Source organism: Mucilaginibacter aquatilis (genome assembly GCF_009755275.1).
Lineage (GTDB): Bacteria > Bacteroidota > Bacteroidia > Sphingobacteriales > Sphingobacteriaceae > Mucilaginibacter > Mucilaginibacter aquatilis.
In genome coordinates this window covers 79817-103370 of record NZ_WQLA01000002.1, presented here as the reverse complement: position 1 = coordinate 103370, position 23554 = coordinate 79817, and the positions used below count along the sequence as shown (strand labels likewise).

At 43.1% G+C, this 23554-nt stretch carries 25 protein-coding genes; 12 read left to right on the top strand and 13 right to left on the bottom strand.

Features of this window, described 5'->3' with window-relative positions:
- Positions 1-86: 86 nt before the first annotated feature.
- Complete coding sequence (locus GO816_RS04955; RefSeq protein ID WP_157540257.1) at positions 87-572, top strand: DinB family protein; 486 nt, start codon at positions 87-89, stop codon at positions 570-572.
- Positions 562-933 (top strand): CoA-binding protein, encoded by a 372-nt coding sequence (locus GO816_RS04950; protein ID WP_157540256.1) that lies wholly within the window; start codon positions 562-564, stop codon positions 931-933. The genes GO816_RS04955 and GO816_RS04950 overlap by 11 nt, the downstream gene beginning before the upstream one ends.
- Before the next feature lie 4 nt (positions 934-937).
- Here the strand turns inward: GO816_RS04950 and GO816_RS04945 are convergent, their stop codons facing one another.
- The 3 genes from GO816_RS04945 to GO816_RS04935 are packed head-to-tail and all read right to left on the bottom strand — an operon-like array spanning position 938 to position 3672.
- Positions 938-2581, bottom strand: a complete 1644-nt coding sequence (locus GO816_RS04945; protein WP_157540255.1) for a response regulator — start codon at positions 2579-2581, stop codon at positions 938-940.
- The gene (locus GO816_RS04940; RefSeq protein ID WP_157540254.1) at positions 2556-3212 is read right to left on the bottom strand and encodes a hypothetical protein; all 657 of its coding nucleotides are present in this window, start codon (positions 3210-3212) and stop codon (positions 2556-2558) included. The genes GO816_RS04945 and GO816_RS04940 overlap by 26 nt, the downstream gene beginning before the upstream one ends.
- A gap of 16 nt (positions 3213-3228) precedes the next feature.
- Positions 3229-3672 (bottom strand): hypothetical protein, encoded by a 444-nt coding sequence (locus GO816_RS04935; RefSeq protein WP_157540253.1) that lies wholly within the window; start codon positions 3670-3672, stop codon positions 3229-3231.
- Positions 3673-3810: 138 nt separating this feature from the next.
- On the opposite strand from GO816_RS04935, the gene GO816_RS04930 reads away from it, so the two are divergent.
- On the top strand, positions 3811-4815 hold the full coding sequence (locus GO816_RS04930; RefSeq protein WP_157540252.1) for a tetratricopeptide repeat protein: 1005 nt from the start codon (positions 3811-3813) through the stop codon (positions 4813-4815).
- Here the strand turns inward: GO816_RS04930 and GO816_RS04925 are convergent.
- The 5 genes from GO816_RS04925 to mutY form a co-directional block, all read right to left on the bottom strand.
- Positions 4812-5714: a transglutaminase-like domain-containing protein gene (locus GO816_RS04925; RefSeq protein WP_232336497.1), complete on the bottom strand. Its 903-nt coding sequence runs from the start codon at positions 5712-5714 to the stop codon at positions 4812-4814. The genes GO816_RS04930 and GO816_RS04925 overlap by 4 nt on opposite strands.
- Complete coding sequence (locus GO816_RS04920) at positions 5654-6406, bottom strand: peptidase (protein WP_157540251.1); 753 nt, start codon at positions 6404-6406, stop codon at positions 5654-5656. The genes GO816_RS04925 and GO816_RS04920 overlap by 61 nt, the downstream gene beginning before the upstream one ends.
- A 375-nt stretch (positions 6407-6781) precedes the next feature.
- Positions 6782-7630 carry an aldo/keto reductase gene (locus GO816_RS04915; protein ID WP_157540250.1) on the bottom strand — a complete coding sequence of 283 codons (849 nt, stop codon included), beginning with the start codon at positions 7628-7630 and terminating at the stop codon, positions 6782-6784.
- Positions 7631-7778: 148 nt separating this feature from the next.
- Entirely contained in the window at positions 7779-8201 is a 423-nt protein-coding gene (locus GO816_RS04910) for a single-stranded DNA-binding protein (RefSeq protein ID WP_157540249.1), read from the bottom strand.
- Positions 8202-8204: 3 nt separating this feature from the next.
- Complete coding sequence (gene mutY / locus GO816_RS04905) at positions 8205-9275, bottom strand: A/G-specific adenine glycosylase (RefSeq protein ID WP_157540248.1); 1071 nt, start codon at positions 9273-9275, stop codon at positions 8205-8207.
- A gap of 177 nt (positions 9276-9452) precedes the next feature.
- Here mutY and GO816_RS04900 point away from each other — a divergent pair, with 177 nt between their 5' ends.
- The 6 genes from GO816_RS04900 to GO816_RS04875 all read left to right on the top strand — a co-directional run bounded on the left by GO816_RS04900 (position 9453) and on the right by GO816_RS04875 (position 16237).
- Positions 9453-9755, top strand: a complete 303-nt coding sequence (locus GO816_RS04900; RefSeq protein ID WP_157540247.1) for an HU family DNA-binding protein — start codon at positions 9453-9455, stop codon at positions 9753-9755.
- Positions 9756-9767: 12 nt separating this feature from the next.
- Positions 9768-10685: a tetratricopeptide repeat protein gene (locus GO816_RS04895; protein ID WP_157540246.1), complete on the top strand. Its 918-nt coding sequence runs from the start codon at positions 9768-9770 to the stop codon at positions 10683-10685.
- 234 nt (positions 10686-10919) lie between these two features.
- Positions 10920-12470 carry an Rne/Rng family ribonuclease gene (locus GO816_RS04890; RefSeq protein ID WP_157540245.1) on the top strand — a complete coding sequence of 517 codons (1551 nt, stop codon included), beginning with the start codon at positions 10920-10922 and terminating at the stop codon, positions 12468-12470.
- Between the two features lie 166 nt (positions 12471-12636).
- On the top strand, positions 12637-14073 hold the full coding sequence (gene radA / locus GO816_RS04885) for a DNA repair protein RadA (protein WP_157540244.1): 1437 nt from the start codon (positions 12637-12639) through the stop codon (positions 14071-14073).
- A 152-nt stretch (positions 14074-14225) separates the two neighbouring features.
- Positions 14226-15221, top strand: a complete 996-nt coding sequence (locus GO816_RS04880; RefSeq protein WP_157540243.1) for a quinone oxidoreductase family protein — start codon at positions 14226-14228, stop codon at positions 15219-15221.
- Positions 15222-15223: 2 nt separating this feature from the next.
- Positions 15224-16237 carry a ferredoxin--NADP reductase gene (locus tag GO816_RS04875; protein WP_157540242.1) on the top strand — a complete coding sequence of 338 codons (1014 nt, stop codon included), beginning with the start codon at positions 15224-15226 and terminating at the stop codon, positions 16235-16237.
- Between the two features lie 72 nt (positions 16238-16309).
- On the opposite strand, the gene rsgA is transcribed toward GO816_RS04875, so the two are convergent.
- Positions 16310-17230 (bottom strand): ribosome small subunit-dependent GTPase A, encoded by a 921-nt coding sequence (rsgA, locus tag GO816_RS04870; RefSeq protein ID WP_157540241.1) that lies wholly within the window; start codon positions 17228-17230, stop codon positions 16310-16312.
- Positions 17231-17361: 131 nt separating this feature from the next.
- Between rsgA and GO816_RS04865 the strand changes: the two genes are divergently transcribed.
- The gene (locus GO816_RS04865; protein ID WP_157540240.1) at positions 17362-18687 is read left to right on the top strand and encodes a M20/M25/M40 family metallo-hydrolase; all 1326 of its coding nucleotides are present in this window, start codon (positions 17362-17364) and stop codon (positions 18685-18687) included.
- A 42-nt stretch (positions 18688-18729) separates the two neighbouring features.
- Here GO816_RS04865 and GO816_RS04860 read toward each other — a convergent pair whose 3' ends face one another.
- The 4 genes from GO816_RS04860 to fumC are packed head-to-tail and all read right to left on the bottom strand — an operon-like array spanning position 18730 to position 21967.
- The gene (locus GO816_RS04860; RefSeq protein ID WP_157540239.1) at positions 18730-19164 is read right to left on the bottom strand and encodes a low molecular weight protein-tyrosine-phosphatase; all 435 of its coding nucleotides are present in this window, start codon (positions 19162-19164) and stop codon (positions 18730-18732) included.
- Between the two features lie 26 nt (positions 19165-19190).
- Entirely contained in the window at positions 19191-19985 is a 795-nt protein-coding gene (locus GO816_RS04855; RefSeq protein WP_157540238.1) for a S1/P1 nuclease, read from the bottom strand.
- Between the two features lie 3 nt (positions 19986-19988).
- Complete coding sequence (locus tag GO816_RS04850) at positions 19989-20519, bottom strand: fumarate hydratase (RefSeq protein WP_157540237.1); 531 nt, start codon at positions 20517-20519, stop codon at positions 19989-19991.
- A 50-nt stretch (positions 20520-20569) separates the two neighbouring features.
- Positions 20570-21967 carry a class II fumarate hydratase gene (gene fumC / locus GO816_RS04845; RefSeq protein WP_157540236.1) on the bottom strand — a complete coding sequence of 466 codons (1398 nt, stop codon included), beginning with the start codon at positions 21965-21967 and terminating at the stop codon, positions 20570-20572.
- A 180-nt stretch (positions 21968-22147) separates the two neighbouring features.
- Between fumC and GO816_RS04840 the strand changes: the two genes are divergently transcribed.
- Together GO816_RS04840 and GO816_RS04835 are read left to right on the top strand one after the other, a co-directional pair.
- Positions 22148-22756, top strand: coding sequence for a Crp/Fnr family transcriptional regulator (locus tag GO816_RS04840; RefSeq protein WP_157540235.1), 609 nt, complete (start codon positions 22148-22150; stop codon positions 22754-22756).
- A 108-nt stretch (positions 22757-22864) separates the two neighbouring features.
- Positions 22865-23434, top strand: coding sequence for a hypothetical protein (locus GO816_RS04835; protein ID WP_198171416.1), 570 nt, complete (start codon positions 22865-22867; stop codon positions 23432-23434).
- Positions 23435-23554: the final 120 nt, after the last annotated feature.

Sequence of the window (23554 nt, the reverse complement as noted above, 5' to 3'; positions counted from 1 at the left end):
GGAAAGTTATTAAAGAGCTTATTGTTTTATTATTTTGCCTGTATAACAGTTGGTGTAATGTAACACCACATTTGCTTATTAAGAATATGAATATTGCCGGTAAACTGCAGCACCAATTAGAAACCGTTTTTGTTGGCCAGCCCTGGTACGGTACGCCCATTAGTACTATTGTAACCGAGGGTAGCTGGATGGCGGCCTTCAACAAGCCGCATGGCTCGGTGCATAGTATTGCTCACATTGTACTGCATATGACCACCTGGACAGAGGAAACCATCAGCCGGTTAAAAGGTAATGAGGCGCAGTTACCTCAGCGTGGCGACTGGCCGGAACCGGGAGAAGCATCTGAACAAAACTGGCAGCAATTGGTTATTGATTTAGATGAAGCCAACAGCAATTTAATTAAAACATTGCAGGCATTTCCTGATGAGAAATGGAATGATTTAATTAACGATAAACGCAATATGGGCGAACCCGTTACTACGTATAAAGACTTGGTTTATGGGCTTATTGAGCACCAGGTTTATCACGCCGGCCAAATTGCATTATTAAACCGTATTAACCATGCTTACTAGCCAAAAGAAAACACTCATATTAGGAGCCACGCCCGACTCTAGCCGTTACGCCTACCTTGCCGCCAACAGGCTGGTGCGCACCGGGCACCCCATAGTAAACGTGGGTATAAAAAAAGGGGAAGTAGCTGGTGTTGCCATTGAAAAGGCAGAAGAGATACATGCAGATATTGATACGATAACTTTGTACGTTGGTCCTCAAAATCAACCGCCATTATATGATTACATATTGGCTACCAACCCAAAGCGTATCATATTTAATCCGGGTACGGAAAATCCCGAATTGCGCAGTCTGGCCCGTGAACGCGGAATTGAAACACTATCGGCCTGTACGCTGGTTATGCTATCAACCGGAGACTATTAATAGTCTAAACCGGAATATTCTCTAATACCGACATCAGCGCTTCCAGCTTTATGGGCTTGGTTAAAAAGTTATTCATACCGGCATCATAGCATTCCTGCCTGTCTTCAACCATTGCATTGGCCGTCATGGCAACAATATGCGGTTGGTGCCTGTGGTGCTTACGTATATACCGCGTTGCTTCAAGCCCATCCATCTCCGGCATTTGCACGTCCATCAATACAACATCATAATGCGTTTGGGCCAATGCATCAACAGTCTCTTTTCCGTTACAGGCCAGGATAGGTGAGTAGCCAAGGCGTTTAAGCACCTTTAAAATAACCAACTGATTCATTTGGTTGTCTTCGGCTACTAGAATGCTTAAAGGGTGCAGAGCGGCAAATTCTTCTTTTAACAAGGCATCTGACTTACTAATGCCAGCATCTAAATGCGTTTGTTTAAAAGCTTTGAGCAGTTCGCGTATTAGATGGTTTTGCTTAACGGGTAGCGTTAAAACACCAAAAACAGGATAGTGCTGATTGGAAAGGATTTCAAAACCTGCTTTACTAAGCAATATGACCGCGGCATGTGGGTGTCGTGCGTTAACTAATGCAGCTAGCTTAATTTGATCAGGTTGCAGAAGCGAATAATCAATGATGAATAAGTCAATATTAGGAGCGCTGTAAAGGTCGCTTTGAGCTTGTGCGACACTTAATGCGGATATAACATTGAGACCGCACTTCATTAAACGTTGACTTAAAGCCTTATTAAATTGTTGATTAGGATAAATAACCTGCACGCTTTTACCGTTTAATACTGTAAGGTCAATGGCTTTATCAAGCTTGCGTGTAAATTGATACTCAATACTGAAACTGAAACATGAACCAACGTTTGGCTCACTTACCACTGTAATTTCACCACCCATAAGCTGCACCAGTTTTTTGCTGATGAGCAAGCCAAGCCCAGACCCACCGTACTTGCGGTAGGTAGCAGCATTGGCTTGGGTAAATTCTTCAAAAAGCTTGGGTAGGTTTTCGGTAGCAATACCAATTCCGGTATCGCTTACACTAAATTTTAGTTGTGGCCTTTCTTCCTGTTGCTGCCCCTGTGTTACCGTCAGCATAATTTGGCCCTCCCGGGTAAACTTTACAGCATTGCCAACCAGGTTTACCAATACTTGCCGCAAGCGTGAGCTATCAGCTACAATAAGTTCGGGTACTGTATCGTCCATTTCATAAAACAGCTCAACCGGTAGTTTGGAAAGCTTTGCTGCAAACAGGTCAAGCGCGTCTTCAATGCAGGTGCGAAGATTAAATTCGTGCAAATCAATCTCCATCCGCCCCGATTCTATTTTGGAGAAATCGAGTATATCATTAATAACGCTTAATAATGCTTCACCGCTTTGAATAATGGATTGGGTAAATTCGCGCTGCTCGGTGGTAAGTTCGGTTTCTTTAAGCAGGGCTGCCATGCCAAGCACGCCGTTCATTGGTGTGCGTATTTCATGACTCATGGTGGCCAGAAATACACTTTTTGCCTGGTTGGCTTTCTTTTGGCGCAGCGCATCAAGCTGCTTGCGATTCAAAACAATTAAAAAGCAAACAACAATGGTGAATGAACACATCATTGCTGTTATAACCAGTACCTCAATGTTGTCGCTTACTTCGTTCATTTAATATAGCAGCCAAAAAAAACAGGTACATAATTACAACCAGGATGGCATGCAAAATCCATATTGTTTTCTTTACATCTTTAGATACATGATGGCTTACCACGTTTGAAAAAATAAACTGGAATAACGAACTGCAGAAGTATATGAGAAAGCCGGCGGCAACAATCCTACCCGATGTAGTTATAAGGTCGGTGCGCTTAAAATCGCTTTGAACGGCAAGGTAAAGTATGCTTGCTACAATTACAAAGAGCGCCCCCAGCGGCCTTGTGTAGGTATTGAACTCGTAGATGCTCTGAAAAAATGAGAAATTAACAATACAAAGCAGCGGGAACGCTATTAAAATTACGTTAATCCATTTATTTGCACGCTCACTTTCAAAAGCATGTTTAAAATACCACATTAAGGTTACCACCTCTAATATGGTGTACACATGCAGGCCCGGCAAGTTGTTTATTTTAAAGCTAGCCAGGGTTATACCTATAATATTCATTATAAGGGCCATGCCCAGGTATAAAAGCAGCGTGCGCAGTGGTTTGTTAATTTGTTTATAGTAAAGCAGTCCGGCTCCTAAAGGTAATAGTGTGCTCGCAGGCACAACGTAAGTCATAAAAAAAAGCCAGAAAGCCTTCATAAACAAAAATCAATAGTTAAGGGTGCTCACCGCGGTACAACGGACTATCGATGTCGCAAAAATCAGGGCATGGCCTTGTATAGTCATATATACCTGAATCGTCAATACTGCCGTTTTCACCGTCGGTGCTGTTAGGCAAATATATAACATCTTTGCCGCATCGCTTGTCTTCGCATGATCTTACCATTACCATGCAAAAGGTAACAACATTCTTTTCAGCTTCGGCTTCAGTGCTGTCTAAGCTGAAATAAGCACGCGCGCCCACTACAGATGGATCTTTTAAGGCATCGGCCATAGCCAAAATATCAGCGCGAGACATGTAAACGGCCTTTGGCACCATGTTTTCATTGGTACCCTGCAAATTCACGTTCATAAATTCGCGCCAGTTGGTTGTGCGCCTGATAGCTTCCGAAACCGAGATTGCAACAGACGTTCTGGCTGTAAGGTCGGTGTTTTTCATAAAAATTGCTTAAGTGATAAATTTTTAACTTATTTTAATTTCAGCGATCAATGCGTACTTATACGGTAAGAAGTGCCTTAATAGTTATAACCTTATCCTTGATTTTACAAAAGATGTTGAATGTTAGCTTAGTGGAAAATGATTAAATCACTCAGAAATAGCCTGTTGCTGTTGTTGCTGCTGCCAGCCTTTTTTGCAGCAGCCCAAAATGTGCCCGATTTGCTTAGGGAGGCCTCCGACCTGCAGAAAAGCAAAAACTATGCGGCTGCCATTGAAAAATACAAAGCGGCCCTGGCTGTCGACCCGGCTAACGTTACAGCAAAGTATCAGCTGGCGTTTGCTTTAAATACCGCAGGCAGGGGAGCCGAAGCTTTACCTTATTTACAAGATGTGGTTAACGCCGCCCCAACGGCGCCTGTGCTATTGAGTTCTTATACGCTAATGGCGGGGATTTATGACCGTATTGGGCAGGCCGCCAAAGCAATAAGTGCTTACAAAACAGCTATTGAATTAGATTCGGCAAGCTATGATTTAAATTACGGCCTGGGTTTAACCTATTTCAGGAATAAGCAATATGTGGAGGCAGAACAACGTGCCGTAAATGCTCTAAGATTGAATGCGAGGCAGCCTGCCAGTTTAAGATTATACGGCCTGGTAACTTTTCATCAAAATGAACGAGCTCCCGCGTTGTTGAGCCTTTGCAATTTTTTATACCTCGACCCTAAAGGAAGCCGGGCTGATGAGGCCTACAGTAATATTCAAAGTATAATTCAAGGAGGCGTTTTAAAAACTGAACCGGGGCAAAAAGCACCGCAGCCAGGTGCAGAAGCATTGGCATTGAACCAGGCTATAACAAGTGCTGTTGCCGGGGTAGAAAGTAAAAAGCCATACAAATATGCCGAAAAGTTTTCCGATCAGCTTAAAGCTGTTTTTACTGCTGTAGGTGCCCTTGCGCAAAAGCAATCGGGTAATCGTTATTTCCGTACGCAGTTTGCTTTAACATATTATAAGCTCAGTCAATCTCCGCATATGCAGGCATTTGCCTTTTACATTAGTCAGGCAAATGATAAAAGAGCAGCAGCATGGGTTGCGGCCAATGCACAGCAGGTTGAAAGCATGGAAAAGTGGATGGCAGCGAATTAAAGATAGGTTAGGCCATGGCTATCATTTCCGTTGTAAAATACGGGCTCAAAGTTATCATCGGCCAATTGGCATGATGCTGATATTCCCATAAAGTTAACCTCGCCAAATATGCTGGCAATGGCGGCGTCTGCAGCATCACGCCCTGTTGCTATTTTAACCAAGCCATTAAGCGGTACAAGTCGCGTAGCGTCAAATATTATCCACTCGTTGCCAATAAAGGCTTCAAAGCACGCATGAAAATCCGGTGGGTTAAGCTGGTAGGCATAACCGGTAAAATACCTTGCCGGAATATCGAGTGCGCGACAAAGGGTTATGCCCAGGTGCGCAAAGTCGCGGCATACACCGGCAAGCTCGGCAACCGTATCATAAGCCGAGGTTTGTGAATTTGTTGAGCCGCTTAAGTACTCAACATTATCATGTATCCAGTTGGTAAGGGTTAATACCTTTTCAAAGGCATTATCAATTTTACCAAATTTGCTATGCGCAAAGCGGTACAATTTGTCTGACTGGCAATAGCGGCTTGGAAACAGGTATGGCAATACCGAAGCATCCATAGCAGCAACAGGCACATGGTTTAGCTGGTTACAAGGTGTTTGCTTAAACGAGGTATCAATTATTGCGCTGTAGCTGATATTAACCTTCGCCGGCTCGGGCACTTCAAGGCGTATAAAGCGGCTTTCATTATGTTGGGGTGCCAGTTCTTCAAACTTAAAATATGGCTCAACTGTAAAGTTTTCTTCAAGTACCGCCTGGGCCGGGGTACGCAGGGCATGTATGTTTAAAATAAACGTTGTTGGTGTAATAACCTCGTAGCCCAATGTGCCGGCAACCCTTAGCTTCATGCTTTCTTTCGTTTTTTTGATGTTTTGCTCATTTTCTCCAACACGGTATCCATCCATTGGTTTGGTATGTTTTTAAGCGCTGTTTTTAATTCCTTATCCCACCTGGCCGATACTGCTGCAAGATCGTTTTGTTCGTAGTGCTGTTCAACCATGTCAAAGCTACCGTTTTTATACAAAGCAACATCAATAGGAAAATCAACATCAGCAGCACTTATGCGTGTAGAATCAAAAGAAAGGAAGCCGGCTTTTAGGGCCAGTTTCATGCTGGTATTCTCATTAAGTATGCGGTTAAGTATGGCTTTGCCCTGTGCGGCGTTACCAATAATAACGTAGGGTGCCCCGTTACCCAGTTCAACCCAGTTACCCTCGGGGTAAAGCAAAAACAGCTTATGCTCTTCATCATCTTTCATTTGACCGCCAATTATGGTATTGAGGTTAAACTTAAAGCCCGATTTTTCCAGTGTTTCCCGGTCTTCCTCGCCTACACGTTTAACCTGCTCGCCAAAGGCATTCACTACTTTGTAAAGCTTGTTGTATTCATCAATATTGCCCTCCAGCAGTTCGTCAAAATAAACAATAGCTTTATCGCGTACAGAGCGAAGCCCGCTGGTCATGATAAACAATGAGCAATCGGGTTTTTGCAGCGTGGTTAATTTCTTCTTGATGGTAACATCTGTACCTGAGGTAATGCGTGTATCGGCAATGGCAACCAGCCCCTCTTTCACTTTAATGCCTAAGCAGTAAGTCATAACAAATAGTATTCAATCAGAGATTTCTGATACGTTAAGGTGGCAAAGTAGTGCAAATTAATGCGCTAATCAAAAAAATAAAGGGAAGCTTGATGATTTAAACGGGCAAAAAAAAAGAAGCACATGATAAACACTCGCTGCTATCTGTGCTCCTATACCTGTTGTTAACATGCTATTACTCCTAAAGGGATCTACTACTTCTATTTAGGAACACTATTAACTTAATTGCAAAAATGTAGCATGCCGCAGTTGTTCACAATACCCGATTCCGGTGATTTTATGCTATAACTTAAAGTGTTGACTTTTGATAGTATTAATGAACATAAAAAGGCCATTGCTTAGCAATGGCCTTTAATATTAACAGGTATTTTTTAACTATTGCTTTGATAAAGCTTCAAACTCATCATCACTTAAGGTGATGTTTGCGGCGGCGAGGTTTTCATGCAGGTGGGTTACAGATTTTGTACCCGGGATAAGCAATATATTGTCAGAACGCCTTAGCAGCCATGCCAATGCAATTTGCGCTGTGGTTGCTTCATGTTTTTGAGCAATATGCTGTATTCTTTCTGCCATTTTATCGGGGCCTGATGCAAGTGGGTACCATGGTATAAACGCCAGGCCTTGCTCTGCGGTGTAATCAAGTACATCTTCCCACTTACGCTCGCCCAGGTTGTACAGGTTTTGTACCGATACAATTGGAAGCAGTTTGCGTACGCGCTCAATTTGCTCAACATCAACCTCCGAAAGGCCAACGTATTTAATCTTACCCGCATCAACAGCTTCCATTACCGGCTTTAAGGTTTCCTCAACATCAACATTGGGGTCAATGCGGTGTAATTGCCATAGGTCAATAGTATCAACCATCAAACGTTCCAGGCTGCCTTCAATGTTTGACTTTATGTATTCGGCATTGCCATTTGGCACCCACTGGTTAGGGCCGGGGCGGTTGAAGCCACCCTTGGTAGCAATTACCAATCCTTGTTTATACGGATGCAAGGCATCGGCAATAAGGCTTTCGTTAAATTTAGGGCCATAAGCTTCGGCTGTATCAATGAAGTTTACGCCGCTTTCTACAGCTGTTTTCAGTACTTCAATAGCATTATCTCTATCGCTTACCTCGCCAAATACGCCGTTGCCGGTAAGTTGCATGGCACCGTAACCCAAACGGTTAATCTCAATATCGCCACCAATTTTATAAGTTAATGATTTTTCTGTTGCAGACATTTTGTTTGTGTTTTTTTATAACAACACAAACAGATTTTAAAAGTTCGGCAGGCCGCCGCTACAACTTAATTTATGTACTTAAGCTGACAAAAAGGTACAAAAAAAGCCCCTTGCAATACAAGAAGCTTACTATAAAATATCGTGAAATTTAAAACGGCAGGTTATCAGCCTCGCTGTTATGGTCATAACCGGCATCAGCATCTTCAGTGCGTACAGCCTGGCGGTTTTCATTGTCAAAGTCGCTTTTACGGCCTAGCAGCGTAAAGTTTTCGGCAACAATCTCTGTTGTGTATTTTTTAATGCCTGTTTTGTCTTCAAATGAGCGGGTACGTAACTTACCTTCAATGTAAACCAATTTGCCTTTTTGCAAATACTTAGCAGCAACATCGGCCAATCCACGCCACATTACTATATTGTGCCACTCCGTTTGTTCAATTTTGCGTCCGTCCTTACTAAAGGTCTCCGAGGTAGCCAGCGGAAAGCTAACAACCGATACATTGCCCTCCAGGTAACGTATCTCGGGATCCTTGCCTAAGTGCCCTACTAAAATTACTTTATTTATTCCAGACATGTTTTAGTTAGAAAAAAGAGAATTGTTTTCAAATTTAAAAAAATTAGTTAGAAATTTAAAAATGATTTTGGGAAGTGCGAGTTTATGAAGCTTTTCTATATCAACATAGAACCAATCCGGTTCAAAAAGCACCGGTTTGCTTTTAACTTTAACGAAACGTACAATTAACCTTTGGTGCGTGAGTACATGTTTTTGCAAGCCAAAGGCCTCTTCAATTTCCAGTTTAGGACCAAAATAAGCCTTCACTTGTGGCAATGTAACAATTTCATGGGTTTCTGGCAACGTCGGTGTTTCAACTAAAGGTAAATCGTAAAGACCTGTCCAAATGTCGTTGCCTGTTCGTTTATTCATCAAAATACGGTTGCCATCTGTTATTAAGAAATAGTTAAAAAAGCGCTCTTTTACTTTGACCGTTTTTAGCTTTACAGGCAGTTGTGTAGTTGCGTTAGTTTTAAAAGCCTCGCAGCCTAACCGCACCATACATATACCACAGGCAGGGTTTTTTGGCTTGCAAATTACTGCGCCAAATTCCATCATGGCCTGGTTGTGTAAGCCGGGTTGCTCTTTATTAAGTACTTCATCGGCAAGCTGCTGAAAAAGCTTTTTACCTTTTGTGCTGTTTATAGGTTCATCAATGCCAAAGTACCGGGCAAGTACGCGGTAAACGTTCCCATCAACAACAGCCCTGGCTTCATTTGCTGCGAATGATGATATTGCAGCTGCCGTATACTCGCCAATACCTTTAAGTTTTATGAGCTCCTGGTATGTATCAGGAAAGTTTCCTTTATACTCATCGCGCACAAGGCGTGCTGTTTTAAGCATATTGCGGCCACGCGAGTAATAGCCCAGTCCCTGCCAAAGCTTTAATATCTCATCTTCACTGGCGTTGGCAAAATCAGTTACTGTTGGGTAGGCTGCTAAAAAGCGGTTAAAGTAGGGTAAACCCTGTTCAACACGGGTTTGCTGAAGTATAACCTCAGACAGCCATATAATATAGGCGTTGGTTGTATGGCGCCACGGTAAATCGCGTTTATTTTCATGGTACCATTGTACCAGTTGATTTGCAAAATTCATGAAATTCAAAATTAAGCATAAGGCAGTTGCAATTGCTATTAGTAGTAGTAGTTTATATAGGTGTTATAACACATTGTAAAAAAAAGCACATTTATTTCAAACTTTCCAATTAAAGCCATACTTTTGCAACCCCAAAACAGTTAAGTATTTACATAAAATTATTAACAGAAAACAGATATGACTAAGGCGGAAATTATAGCTGAAATATCAACTAAGACCGGGATTGAGAAAGTTGATGTTCAGGAAACTGTTGAGGCGTTTTTTAAAGTAGTTAAATCGTCAATGGTAAGTGGCGAAAATGTATATGTTAGAGGCTTCGGTAGCTTTGTTGTTAAAAAGAGAGCTAAGAAAACTGCACGTAACATTTCAAAAAATACAGCTATCATTATACCTGAGCACTTTGTGCCCAGCTTCAAACCAGCAAAAACATTTGTTGAAAAAGTAAAAACAGGCAACAAAACTAAAACAGCAAAAGCTTAATACATTAAGTATATGAAAGCAAAACAAATAGTTACAATGGTGGCCGTTATTGCGGTTATGGGCTATTTGTATGCGCAGCCCGTAAAAGGGTTAATTAAGCCAAAAGAAGAACGCACCGCGCCGGGCAAAGCCGGACAGGACGAGCATGAAGGCCATGATCATGATCATGATCATGAAACTGCCGTGGTTGATGTAACTACCGTATCGCAACCTGCCAAAGCTGCCATTGGCGGCGAAGCTTCTGAAAAAATTACTGCAATGGAAGCCGAGCTTGTAAAAGCCTCGGCTCCGGCGCAAAAACAAAAATTACAATTAGAACTGGCTAAAGCATGGGATGCTGCACATCAGCAAGCTCCTGCTGCTTTTTATTATAAGGCACTCGCTCAAAGCAATAACAGCTTTGAAAACTGGGTAAACGCAGGTAACCGTTTTAACGATGCCTACAAGTTTACCCAAGATACTGCAGTACAACCGGCAATGGTTAAAAATGCTATTGAAGCATTTAAAGCAGCAAAAGCAATTAAACCGGCCGACCTGGAAGCACAAACCGGCTTAGGTATAGCTTATGTAAACCAAACCAGCCTGGGTATTACTGATGCTGAAGGCGGAAGCCCAATGCAAGGTATTACCTTGTTGCTTGATGTAGTAGCCAAAGAGCCTGACAACTGGAAAGCTAACCTGAACTTGGGTCAGTTTGCCATGAAATCGGGCCAGTACCAAAAAGCAGTTGACCGCTTTAGTAAAATGGTGGCAATGCCCGAAAGTGCGCAAAGAAGTAAGGTTGAGCCTTACTTTTACCTGGCCGAAAGCTATAAGCAGCTGGGCCGTAAAAAAGAAGCCATTGAGGCTTACCTTAAATGTAAGGAATTAATGGGCGACCCGACCATGGGCCAAACCATTGACAACTATATTAACGAATTAAAAAATTAACCCTTTAAAAAATTATTATTATGCCAAGCGGTAAAAAACGTAAAAGACATAAAATGGCTACTCACAAACGTAAAAAACGTTTAAGAAAAAACAGACATAAAAAGAAATAAGCCGTTACTACGGTGGTTTGCCTGCGGCTGCTTAAAGGTAGTGGCAGGCAATTTTTTTATTGAAGTTTTTATCCTCATATTGTACGCGGCTTTTTAGCCGCAATTTGAAGAAATGGAGTAGCAGTTGGTAAAAGAATTAATTATCGATTCATCCCCTAACGGGGCAACTATTGCCCTGTTACAGGATAAACAACTCGTTGAACTTCATAAAGAGCAAATAACTAACAATTATACTGTTGGTGACATTTACCTGGGCCGTGTTAAAAAAATTATGCCCGGGCTTAATGCTGCCTTTATTGATGTTGGATACGAGAAGGATGCTTTTTTGCACTACCTGGATTTAGGTCCGCAGGTGCAAAGCCTGCTCAAATTAACCAAACAGGTACGTGGGGGTAGTTACCAAACCAAGTTATTAGATGATTTAAAGCTGGAAGCCGATATTAATAAAGCGGGTAAAATATCCGAGGTGTTAACTAAAAACCAGCTTATACCGGTGCAAATTGCCAAAGAGCCTATATCAACAAAGGGCCCGAGGCTGAGTTCCGACCTGTCAATTGCCGGCCGCTATGTAGTGCTGGTGCCGTTTTCTGATGTAATCTCTATCTCAAAAAAGATAAAGAGTAATACAGAGCGTACGCGCCTGCGCAAAATTGTAGAAGGTATTAAACCGGCAAACTTTGGAGTAATTATCCGTACCGTATCAGAGGGTAAGGGTGTAACCGAAATGCAAAAAGACCTGCTTGATTTAATATCAAAGTGGGAATCTTTCATGACGCGTTTACCCGCAACAGAGCCTTCAAAAAAGGTATTAGGCGAAATAGACCGCACATCAACCTTGTTGCGCGATATATTGAACGCCGATTTTCAGCACATATACGTAAATGAAAACTCAATATTTGAGGAAGTAAAATCATACGTGCATGAAATATCGCCTGATTTAGAGAGCATTGTTCGCCTGCATAAGCACCGCGACCCTATATTTGAGCATTACGGCATTGAAAAGCAAATTAAATCGGCCTTCGGTAAAACCGTAAATCTGGCCGGTGGAGCTTATCTGGTAATAGAACACACTGAAGCCCTGCACGTTATTGACGTAAACAGCGGTAACCGCACGGCTAACAAAGAAAACCAGGAAGACAATGCCCTGCAGGTAAACAAAGAGGCTGCGCGCGAAATCGCCCGCCAGCTGCGCTTGCGCGATATGGGCGGTATTGTGGTTGTTGATTTTATTGACATGCACAAGCCAACCAACCGCAAAGATTTGTTTGACTACCTGCGCGAGCAAATGTCGCACGATAGGGCCAAGCATACCATTTTGCCGCCAAGCAAATTTGGTTTGGTGCAAATTACACGTCAGCGTGTAAGGCCCGAAATGAATATTGTAACCAGCGAGGTTTGCCCTAGCTGTCATGGTACTGGCACCATAAGGCCAACCGTTTTGCTGATGGATGATATTGAAAATAACTTCAATTACATTCTGGTAGAACAAAACGAAAAAGGTATTACGCTTTGTGTACACCCGTACATTGAAGCTTATATTAAAAAGGGCATTGTAAGCCGCCAAATGAAATGGTACTTCAAGTACGGACAATGGATTAAAGTAAAAAGTAACCCTTCTTACCAAATCACGGAGTTCCGCTTTATGAACGCCAAGGATGAGGAAATTAAATTATAAGTTCGAAAGCCGGTCGTTCGATTTCGGATTTCAGAAAACAAGAAAAGGCTTCATATTGAAGCCTTTTCTTGTTTAAGCCATTATCTTTTAAGCTAATATTATTAGTAAATTTATACCTTTACAAGTAAACCCGAAATCGAACATTCGACTTCCGAAATCAGAAAAAATGGCTAAAACCAAATCAGCATATTTTTGCCAAAGCTGTGGCTACGAATCGCCAAAATGGTTGGGTAAATGCCCGGCCTGCCAGCAATGGAATACTTTTGTAGAGGAAGTAATTGAAAAGCCTAATGCAGCTATTCCTGATTGGAAGGCACCCGGCAGTGGCTCAACCTCTATGCAGCGCGCAAACAAAGCCGTGCCTGTATCAAGCATTACGTTTACCGAAGAACACCGCATTTATACTCCTGATAAAGAACTTAACCGTGTTTTAGGTGGTGGCATTGTTCCTGGTTCACTGGTACTCATCGGCGGCGAGCCGGGTATCGGTAAATCAACACTGATGCTGCAACTGGCGTTGAGTATGCCTGCAGCTAAAATACTTTACGTATCGGGCGAGGAGAGCGACCGGCAAATTAAAATGAGGGCGGAACGGATTACCCCCCTGCCCCCTGAAGGGGGAATAAGCGGATACAGCGGCACAGGTTGCTTTGTGCTTACCGAAACCTCAACTCAAAATATTTTTAAGCAGATAGAGCAATTACAGCCTGATATGGTGATTGTGGATTCGATACAAACGCTTTACTCTGCGCATATTGAAAGCACGCCGGGCAGTGTATCGCAGGTGCGCGAGTGTACAGCTGAACTGCTAAGGTTTGCCAAAGAAAGCTCAACCCCTGTTTTCCTGATAGGCCACATTACCAAAGACGGTATGATAGCTGGCCCTAAAATACTCGAACATATGGTTGATACTGTGCTGCAATTTGAGGGAGACAGGCATCATGTATACCGAATTTTGCGCGCTATTAAAAACCGTTTTGGCTCAGCCTCGGAGCTGGGTATTTACGAAATGAAGGGTGCCGGCTTACGTGAGGTATCAAATCCATCAGAAATATTGCTTTCGCAGCGCGATGAGGCTTTAAGCGGCATAACCATTAGTGTAACACTAGAGGGCTTAAGGCCCATGCTTATTGAAACGCAGGCCTTGGTGAGCACATCGGCTTATGGTACGCCTCAACGTTCGGCTACGGGCTTTGATACGCGCCGTATGAACATGTTGTTGGCAGTGCTGGAAAAGCGTTGTGGTTTTCGCTTAGGCACGCAGGATGTTTTCTTAAATATCACGGGTGGCATTAAGGTGGAAGATCCTGCTATTGATCTGGGTTTGGCTGCGGCCATTATTTCTTCACATGAAGATATGCCTATATCCTCAAAAACCTGTTTTGCGGCAGAGCTGGGTCTTTCAGGAGAAGTACGTGCTGTAAACCGTGTTGAGCAACGTATTGCCGAAGCACAAAAACTAGGCTTTGAGCAAATATTTATATCAAAATATAACTTACCATCAGGTAAGGCCGACAAAAATCAGTTGGACTTATCACACTATAAAATTGAAATTAAAGCGGTAAGCCGTATTGAAGAGGTATTTGGCTTACTGTTTGGTTAAAGGGGAACTTTTTAACGTAGGGCCCATTTATGGGCCAGGCGACAGTAATGCCCCAAACTTATAAGCACTTTAAAAGTTAATTTAACAGCCGGCCTCGGCATTGCGCTGTTTATTGGTAACAGGGTATAAAACTTGGCCGAAGTTTAAATTTTATGAAAGCAATGGTATTAACGGGGCCTGATGAGCCTTTGGCATATAAAGACGTTGAAAAGCCGGTTTTAAAACAAAACGAGGTTTTAGTACAAATAAAAGCGGCGGCACTGAACCGTCGTGATTACTGGATAACTATAGGTAAATATGCAGGCATCAAGTACCCAACCATATTAGGGTCAGACGGTGCAGGCGTAGTGGTTGAGGCTGCAGACGAAGCCGGCAGGCAATGGCTCAACAAAGAAGTAATTATTAATCCCGGACATAACTGGGGTAACGATGATCAATACCAGGGAGCGGATTTTAAAATATTAGGTCTGCCTGATGATGGAACACTTGCAGAATATGTACGGGTGAATGTTGAATATCTTCATCCTAAGCCGGCTCACCTTACCTTTGAACATGCTGCAGCCATACCTTTAGCAGGTTTAACGGCGTACCGTGCATTGTTTACCAAGGGCGGTATAACAGCCGGTAGCAAAGTATTGGTTGTTGGAGCCGGTGCCGGTACGGGTACGTACGCGGTGCAATTTGCCGTTGCGGCTGGTTGCCAGGTATTTGTTACCTCTGGCTCGGGCGAAAAAATTGAACGCGCCCGGCAATTGGGTGCTGCGGCAGGTGTAAACTATAAAGCGCAAGACTGGGCCGAAGAGTTGAAGCATATGTGCGGTGGGTTCGACGTAGTAATTGACAGTGCCCTGGGTAAAGATTTTGCTAAAATACCCGAGCTAAGTAATCCGGGAGCGCGCATTGTGTTTTTTGGTGCAACTGCAGGATCAATACCTGAGCTTAATCCGCGTACGCTATTCTCCAAGCAAATACAACTATTAGGTACCATGATGGGCTCGCCCGATGATTTTAGCAATATGCTTGAATTCATTAACACGCACAAAATTGTTCCGGTAGTTGATGAGGTATTTCCATTGACACAAACGCAGCAGGCGGTAGAGAAAATGGGTAGCTCGTCTCAATTTGGTAAACTGGTAATAACCGTTTAACAATGCAGCTTAAGGTTGAGCATATAAAGCAGGAAACACCTGATACCCGCACATTTTATTTAAGCAATGTATCGGGCAACAAGGTAAACTACAAGGCGGGCCAATTTATAACGCTGGTTGTTAATCATCATGGCGAGGAGATACGGAGATCTTACTCTCTCAGTTCATCGCCTGATGAAGAACTGCTTTCTATAACCATTAAACGCATTCCAAACGGCGAAATAACACGCTACTTGCATACTTACAGCAAGCCGGGCGACGTTTGGAATGCTGTTGAACCGGCCGGCCGCTTTGTACTGCCTGATAATTTACAGGGGAAAACACTTTTTTACTTTGCGGCTGGCAGTGGCATTTCTCCTGTTTATGCGCACATCAAATACGTTTTAAATCATCAGCCTTCAAGTCGTATCATTGTTGTGTATAGTAACTTAACGCAGCAATCGGTCATTTTTAAAAACGAGCTGAATGAGTTAAGTGAACGTTACCCAAGCCAATTGACGGTAGTTAACCTAATAAGTGATGAAGGGAAACGACTTAACAATCTGGTAGTTGAAAAACTGGTAAAACAATACTTGCCACAAGGCTTTACCGAAATTGATTATTACCTGTGCGGTCCGTTTGCTTATATGCGTATGGTGCGCCTAACGCTGCTTTACATGGGCGTGGATGCCGAAAAAATTCACAAGGAAAACTATGTACTTGAAACGGTGCCGGTAAGCACCTCGGGCATTACGTTTGCGCCTCAAAAGCTGCGGATAAACTTTCAAGGCAAACTGCATGATTTGCAACAGGGCGAAAATCAAACCGTACTACAGGCTGCCCTGCAAAATAACCTGCATTTGCCATACAGCTGTGGCGCGGGTGTGTGTGCGGCATGTGCTGTAAAATGTACCCGCGGTAAGGTAACTGTTGTTAAAAACGAAGTGCTTACAGATGCTGAGCTAAGCCAGGGCTGGATACTCACTTGTACCGGATATGCCGTTACAGATGATGTAGAGCTTGACTTTGGGAGCTAAAGGCCGTAAAACGCTTATTACAGGCAAAATCAATGCTATAAAACTTAAGTGTGCGATTAACCTGTGCTGATCTTAGCTACGGGTATCATTGCCATGATATATGCTTAAATAGCTCTCGTATCTTGAAGGTTCAATCTCGCCGTTTTCTAAAGCTTCTAAAACTGCACAGCCCGGCTCATTTATGTGGCGGCAATTGTTAAAGCGGCAATCATGCATGCGCTGCCGCATCTCGGGAAAAAAGTGACTAAGCTCTTGTTGTTCAATGTCTATGATGCCTAACTCGCGTATACCCGGGGTGTCAATGATGTTTCCGCCTCCGGGCAGGTCATACATTTCGGCAAAAGTTGTAGTGTGCATACCCTTGTCGCTCCAGTCTGATATTTCAGTTGTGCGCAACTGCAAATCAGGGAGTATGGCATTCATTAAGCTTGATTTACCAACACCCGAGTGGCCCGAAAAGAGAGTGATTTTATCTTTAAGCAGGCTGGTTAAGTGTTGTATGTTAGTACCTTCAAGTGCCGAAACCTGGTGGCAGGGGTAGCCTAAGTTTTCGTACATGGCTTTATACTCAGCCAAAATTTCCAGGCCCTCGTCACTGAACATATCCAGCTTGTTAAAAACCAGTGATGCTGGTATGTCATATGCTTCGGCAGTAACTAAAAATCGATCAATAAAGCCCAGTGACGTACGTGGCGACGCCAGGGTAACCACCAAAAAAGCCTGATCAAGATTGGCCGCAATTATTTGTGCTTGCTTGCTAAGGTTAATTGATTTACGGATAATGTAATTACTACGATCATAAAGTTTGGTAATAACGCCTTGATCCTGATCAGGTTCAAGGTCAAAGTCTACCTTATCACCAACGGCAACCGGGTTGGTTGTAGTAAGCCCTTTAATACGGAATTTTCCTTTTATACGGCAGTCATAGCGTTTGCCATCGGCCGTTTGCACCTGGTACCAGCTGCCTGTTGATTTGGTTACAATTCCGTGCATAAGTAAAAATTCAAAGTTAACAGTTTACCGGCCTGTTGGCGGTAAAAACATAACAATGTTATTATAAAGCTGCTTTTTGATTTTTTAATTTATACTTTTCAATACAGTAACAGTACGCAACCACTCCATGCATGAAGAAACACTTACTTAAAACCATGTTTTTAATAGCTGCAACATTCAGCAGTCAATGCCTATTTGCACAGGAAGAAGAAACGCAAAAGCCCAATACAGCCGTTGCAACTAAAACCTACACCAGGCAAATTAATGATATTGCGGGTAAGCTGCTTGTGAAAAAAGCATTTCAAACCATAGTTGACTTGCAACCCGAAACGCTTAAAGATCATATACTGCTAACGGAAATACCTGCACCTCCTTTTAAAGAAATGGAACGTGCAAAGAAGTATGCCCAACTGCTAAAAATGGCAGGAGCCGACTCGGTTTGGATTGATAACGTTGGAAATGTGATAGCCAGGCGAAAGGGCAAAACCGGTAAAAAGGTAGTTGTACTGGAAGGCCACCTAGACACTGTTTTCCCTGAAGGTACAGATGTTAAGGTGAAGCATAAGGCCGATACACTATATGCTCCCGGCATTGCTGATGATACGCGCGCATTAGCCGTAGTACTTACGGTACTTAAAGCCATGGAGAAAAACAGCTTAGAAACTGAGGCTGATGTACTGTTTATAGGTGCTGTTGGTGAGGAAGGACCAGGCGATTTACGCGGGGTGAAAAATCTGTTCAGTGACAAAGGCCCTGGTAAAATTGATACCTATATTGCGGTGGATGGTACAGGTATGGATGGCATTGTTCATCGAGGCTTAGGATCGCACCGTTACCGCATTACTTATAAAGGGCCGGGTGGACACTCATCAGGTGCCTTTGGCATGGCAAATCCACATAATGCGCTGGCCCGGGCAATTCATTACTGGATAACTGATGCTGATAAACTGGTTAGGCAGCCCGGCGCCCGCTTAACTTATAACGTTGGCGTATTTGGGGGCGGTACATCGGTTAACTCAATTCCATTTGAATCATGGATGGATGTTGATATGCGCTCAGAAGACCCGGCAAGGGTGGCTGCAATTGATAAGCTTTTACAAGCCGCTGTAAAAAGAGCCTTAAATGAAGAAAATGCAATGAAGATGCGTGGTGCAGACCTCACATTAGACATAAAAATGACCGGAGACCGGCCATCGGGCGTTGAGGATGCAACAATTCCCTTTGTGCAGCGCGCAATTGCTGCAACCAGCTATTTTGGAGCATCGCCCATGTTGGCAGTAAGTTCAACTAATGCCAACATACCAATCTCAAAAGGGATCCCCGCAGTAACCATTGGTAGCGGAGGTAAATCGGGCGGAGCGCACGCCTTGGGCGAATGGTTTTTAGATGATAAAGGATACCAGGCAACACAACGTGCCTTGCTGTTATTACTTGCCGAAGCAGGATTAGCTAAATAAATTTTTAAACAAAAACGCCGGTTATTTAACCGGCGTTTTTTGTTAACTATATTCTTCAATTATTTTCTTACAACCGTCCTCTACCAGCTTGTAAACAGGGTCAAACGAGTTGTCATCATAGTAAGGGTCGGGCACCTCCTGCTTGTTTAATAACAAGCGCACCTTTGCCTTATCCAGGTCATTACGTGCAAGGCTTAAAACATCGTTTAAATTGTTTTTATCCATGGCAAGCAACAGGTCGAAGGTGTCAAAATCGCTTACGTTAAATTGGCGACAAACCTGCTTGCTTATATCTACTCCGTAACTTTTTGCAACCCTTACAGACCGGTAATCAGGGCATTGCCCAACATGCCAGCTGCCGGTTCCGGCCGAGTCAACCGTCCAATCAAGCCCTCGCTGCTGTACAAGATGCTGCATAATGCCCTCTGCCAATGGTGAGCGGCAAATGTTGCCAAGGCATATCATCAATATCTTCATGCTTTTATATACAGGTTGCGCAAAGACTAAGCAAATATTTGATTCAGCAAACCGGCTAAGTGTACACCGCCTTTAAGCAGTTGCTGGTTCAATATACCTACAAACTGAAAGTTATACTTGTAGCCTATCTTTTCATCACGCTGGGTACCGGCATATATTTTCTCGGCAATTTCCTTGCTGTCAAATAACCATTTGCTTATAGGCTCTTTTTGCCATTCGGTACGTTGCGCAACTGTAGTAAAATTAATGGCCGATGCATATTCGGTATAACTCAGGTTTTGAAACTCAATTAATTTGCTATCCCAAACCGAGTGCAGGTTTGATGGCTCGTTAAACCATTGCACTTTATAATCATTACCACCCTTATCATCGGTGTGAGCGGTATGCATAGGTTGATGCACATCTTCAACCACATGAATCAGCATACGCAGGTAAAGTAGTTTCTTCTCTTGCGGAAGCGACTTTTTCTTAAGCTCACCTATCATAAACTGCATTTTTGTATAAGCATCAACGCTGGTGTCCTGCTTTAAAAAAGATTGCAGTTCGGGGTAGTTAAACGGTTTATCGAAATCAATATAATGCCATGATGATAGGTAACTGTAAGATGGGTCTGACTTTATAAAATCGGCCCAGGTACTGGTCATGGCAATACTCTCGTTACCTAAAATAGCTTTTACCGCGGCCCGTGCTTTAGGAGTTAAATAGCTGGAAGCTATTTGGCCAACTATACGGTGCCCCTTATCGCCCCAGGCCATACTTTGCAGTGGAGCATAAATAATGGCGGCTCCAATCAATAGTTTTTTTAATAAATTAGTTTTCATGTTTTATAGTGGTTTGGGAACACAGTTTGTGCGTTTAACCAAGTGTAAAGTTACAGGCAAAACGCTTGATGTTGGCGTAAGCCTGAGTAACGTATCTGCTACGTTTTCAACTTTAAAATAAGCTTCGTAAACGCCTGATCTGAAGCAACCGCCAGGATTTTTAAGACTATAGTTTGGATTACAAAAGAAGCCTCTCATCCAAACCGTATCTTTTGTTTGCTGATAACGACCCTTTACATACTCTGTCCATTGGCCTTTGTTCATGCAGGTGTCGGTACCGTAGTTAACGCGGCTATGGGTTTGCATGGCCACAAAAAACGAATCGCAGGTAAACTTAAAGTTATATAAAGTATAAGTTACTAATTGGTTATTTACGGCTTCGGGTACTTGTTTCCATTCGCCCTGCATAGCATCGTTGCCACGGCCCTGCATGTTGGCATTAGGTGCGCAAGATGTGAGTGCTAAAAGCCAGCAGCTAAAAGCTACGAGTAACAATACGGGCAAAAAAGGATGAATAAAAGGCTTTTTTAGCATAAACAAAAAAAAGTCCCTCTCCATTTGGAGAGGGATTTTAAGGATAGCGTTTATTTTAAACTTCCGATCATATCTTCGGGGCGTACCCACTGGTCAAACTGTTCGTTGGTTAACAACTCAAGCTTAAGGGCAGCTTCGCGAAGTGATAAGCCTTCTTTTAATGCCGTTTTGGCAATTTTAGCTGCGTTGTCGTAACCAATGTGCGGGTTAAGCGCGGTTACCAGCATTAACGAATTTTCAAGGTGTTTTTTAATGCCCTCGTAGTTTGGCTCAATACCAACTGCGCAATGGTCATTGAATGACACGCAGGCATCACCAATTAAACGAGCCGATTGCAGGAAGTTTGCAGCCATAACCGGTTTAAATACGTTTAATTCGTAATGACCGTTTGAGCCGCCTATTGAAATGGCAACATCGTTACCCATAACTTGTGCAGCTACCATAGTAACAGCCTCATTTTGGGTAGGATTAACTTTACCAGGCATAATTGATGAGCCTGGCTCATTATCAGGAATATGAATTTCGCCAATACCTGAACGCGGACCAGAAGCCAGCATACGGATATCGTTAGCAATTTTCATTAAAGCTACTGCAATTTGTTTCAGTGCACCGTGGGTTTCCACAATAGCGTCATGAGCAGCCAATGCCTCAAATTTATTTTCGGCAGTAATGAATGGTAAGCCGGTAAATTGTGCAATGTACTCGGCAACTTTAACATCATAACCTTTAGGTGTGTTAATACCGGTACCAACGGCAGTACCACCCAAAGCAAGCTCTGAAAGGTGATCTAACGTGTTACGCAGTGCTTTTAAACCATGGTCTAATTGTGATACATAGCCTGAAAACTCCTGTCCTAAAGTTAGGGGAGTTGCATCCATTAAGTGCGTACGGCCAATTTTAACCACACTTTTAAAAGCTTCTGATTTTGCTTTTAAGGTATCGCGTAATTTTTCAATACCCGGAATGGTAACATCAATTAATATTTTATAAGCTGCAATGTGCATTGCAGTAGGGTAGGTATCGTTCGATGATTGTGACTTGTTTACATCATCATTCGGGTGAATAAAGGTTTTGCCTTCGCCCAGGGTGTTACCTTGTAAAACATGTGCACGGTTAGCAACAACCTCGTTAACGTTCATGTTGCTTTGGGTACCCGAACCGGTTTGCCATATTACTAATGGAAACTCACCTTCAAGTTTGTTATCTAAAATTTCGTCACAAACCTGGGCAATCAGGTCGCGTTTTTCGGCAGCTAATACGCCTAAATCGGTATTGGTGTAAGCAGCGGCCTTTTTAAGATAAGCGAAAGCAGCAATAATTTCTTTCGGCATCGAAGCTTCGGGGCCAATTTTAAAATTGTTGCGTGAACGCTCTGTTTGTGCGCCCCAGTATTTATCGGCCGGTACCTGTACCGCGCCCATGGTGTCATGTTCGGTTCTGAAATTCATAGTTTTTGCTATAATTTTTGCTGGGCAAAGTTAGGTATAAACCACAAAAATGACGAACGAAGAAAAAAGAGATTTTGGGCGTGTGTTGATGATGTTAGCAACCTACACTATACTGTAAAATATGCAGGAATGCCACGCCCATATAGTGCCGTAATACTATCTTAGTTTTTTGCCCGGCACATGAACAGCAAACACCAGTTTTTAAGAGATGTACTCATACCCTTTGCTGCCCTTACCGATAACGATGTAGCGGTAAGTTTAACCTATTGGCGCAGCCGCAAAATTGCCAAAGGCGAGTTTTTTAACATTCAGAACTTTGTATGTACCGATCTGGCGCTCATCGTTAGCGGGATATTCAGGGTTTATTTTATACATCCCGAAACGCAGGAAGAAAAGAACATGTACTTTTTTTCGGAGCAGCAGTTCCTGGTTTCGTTCCGTAGCTTTATTAACCAGTACCCGTGTTACTACTTTATTGAGGCATTGGAAGATGCGGAAATACTGTCCATCCATTACACCGATCTGCAATACCTTTACAGCACGCCAACCGGATGGCAAAAGTTTGGCCGCTTAATAGCCGAGCTGTTCTTCAACTACTCCCAATCGCGTACGGAAGAATTTTTATTTAACACCCCCGAAGAGCGCTACCTTAAAATGCTGAATGAGCATCCTGGTATTGTGAACCGGGTGGCAGCTTACCACATCTCATCGTATCTGGGCATAAAAAACCCATCGTTAACACGTATCAAAAAGCGCTTGCAGCAAAGCAATAGGGGGCTGGGCAGCTAAAATTATTTCAGGTTGACATAAATGCCGTTCAATTTTTCACTTAAGTGAAAATTTGCGGGTTTTTAAGTTTTCACCTTTGTGCATACAAAGATCACAAACGTTAAAACCATGTCAACTACAACAACAACATTACCCAATGCGCTGCCAACTGCACGTGCATTGCGCTCACTTTATTTTACCCGCACTATATTTTCAGTAATATGGGTTACGCTGGTAGCGCTGTTTGCTAAATCATCGCCGGGCCTTGCTACCGTGCTTTTAATAATTTATCCCGCCTGGGATGTGGTAGGCACGTTGCTGGATATCCGTGCCAATAAAAACGCGGGCATCAGCCTGTTGCCACAGTACATTAATACGGTAATAAGCATACTTACCACCATTGCTGTGGCTATTGCCATACAAAAAGGCGTTCCCGAAGCATTAATTGTATTTGGCGTATGGGCCATGCTTACCGGACTAATTCAATTGGTGCTGGGCATTAAGCGCAGACGGGTTTTGGGCGGGCAATGGCCTATGATCATAAGCGGCGGGCAATCGGTCTTGGCCGGGGTTTCCTTCATTGCCATGGCACATTCGCCAAACATGGGCATTGTAAATCTGGCGGGATATTCGGCCTTTGGGGCTTTTTACTACCTGCTGGCGGCAATCAGGCTAAACAGGACCAACACGGTGGAATAGATAAATGTTTAGCTATTCTATACAAGGTTGCCTTTCTTAAGGCAACCTTTGTTGTTTAAAACCAACTCGATCTATTTTGGCCGCAATGCTAAGGTATAACCCACCCCATTGAAATGCTAA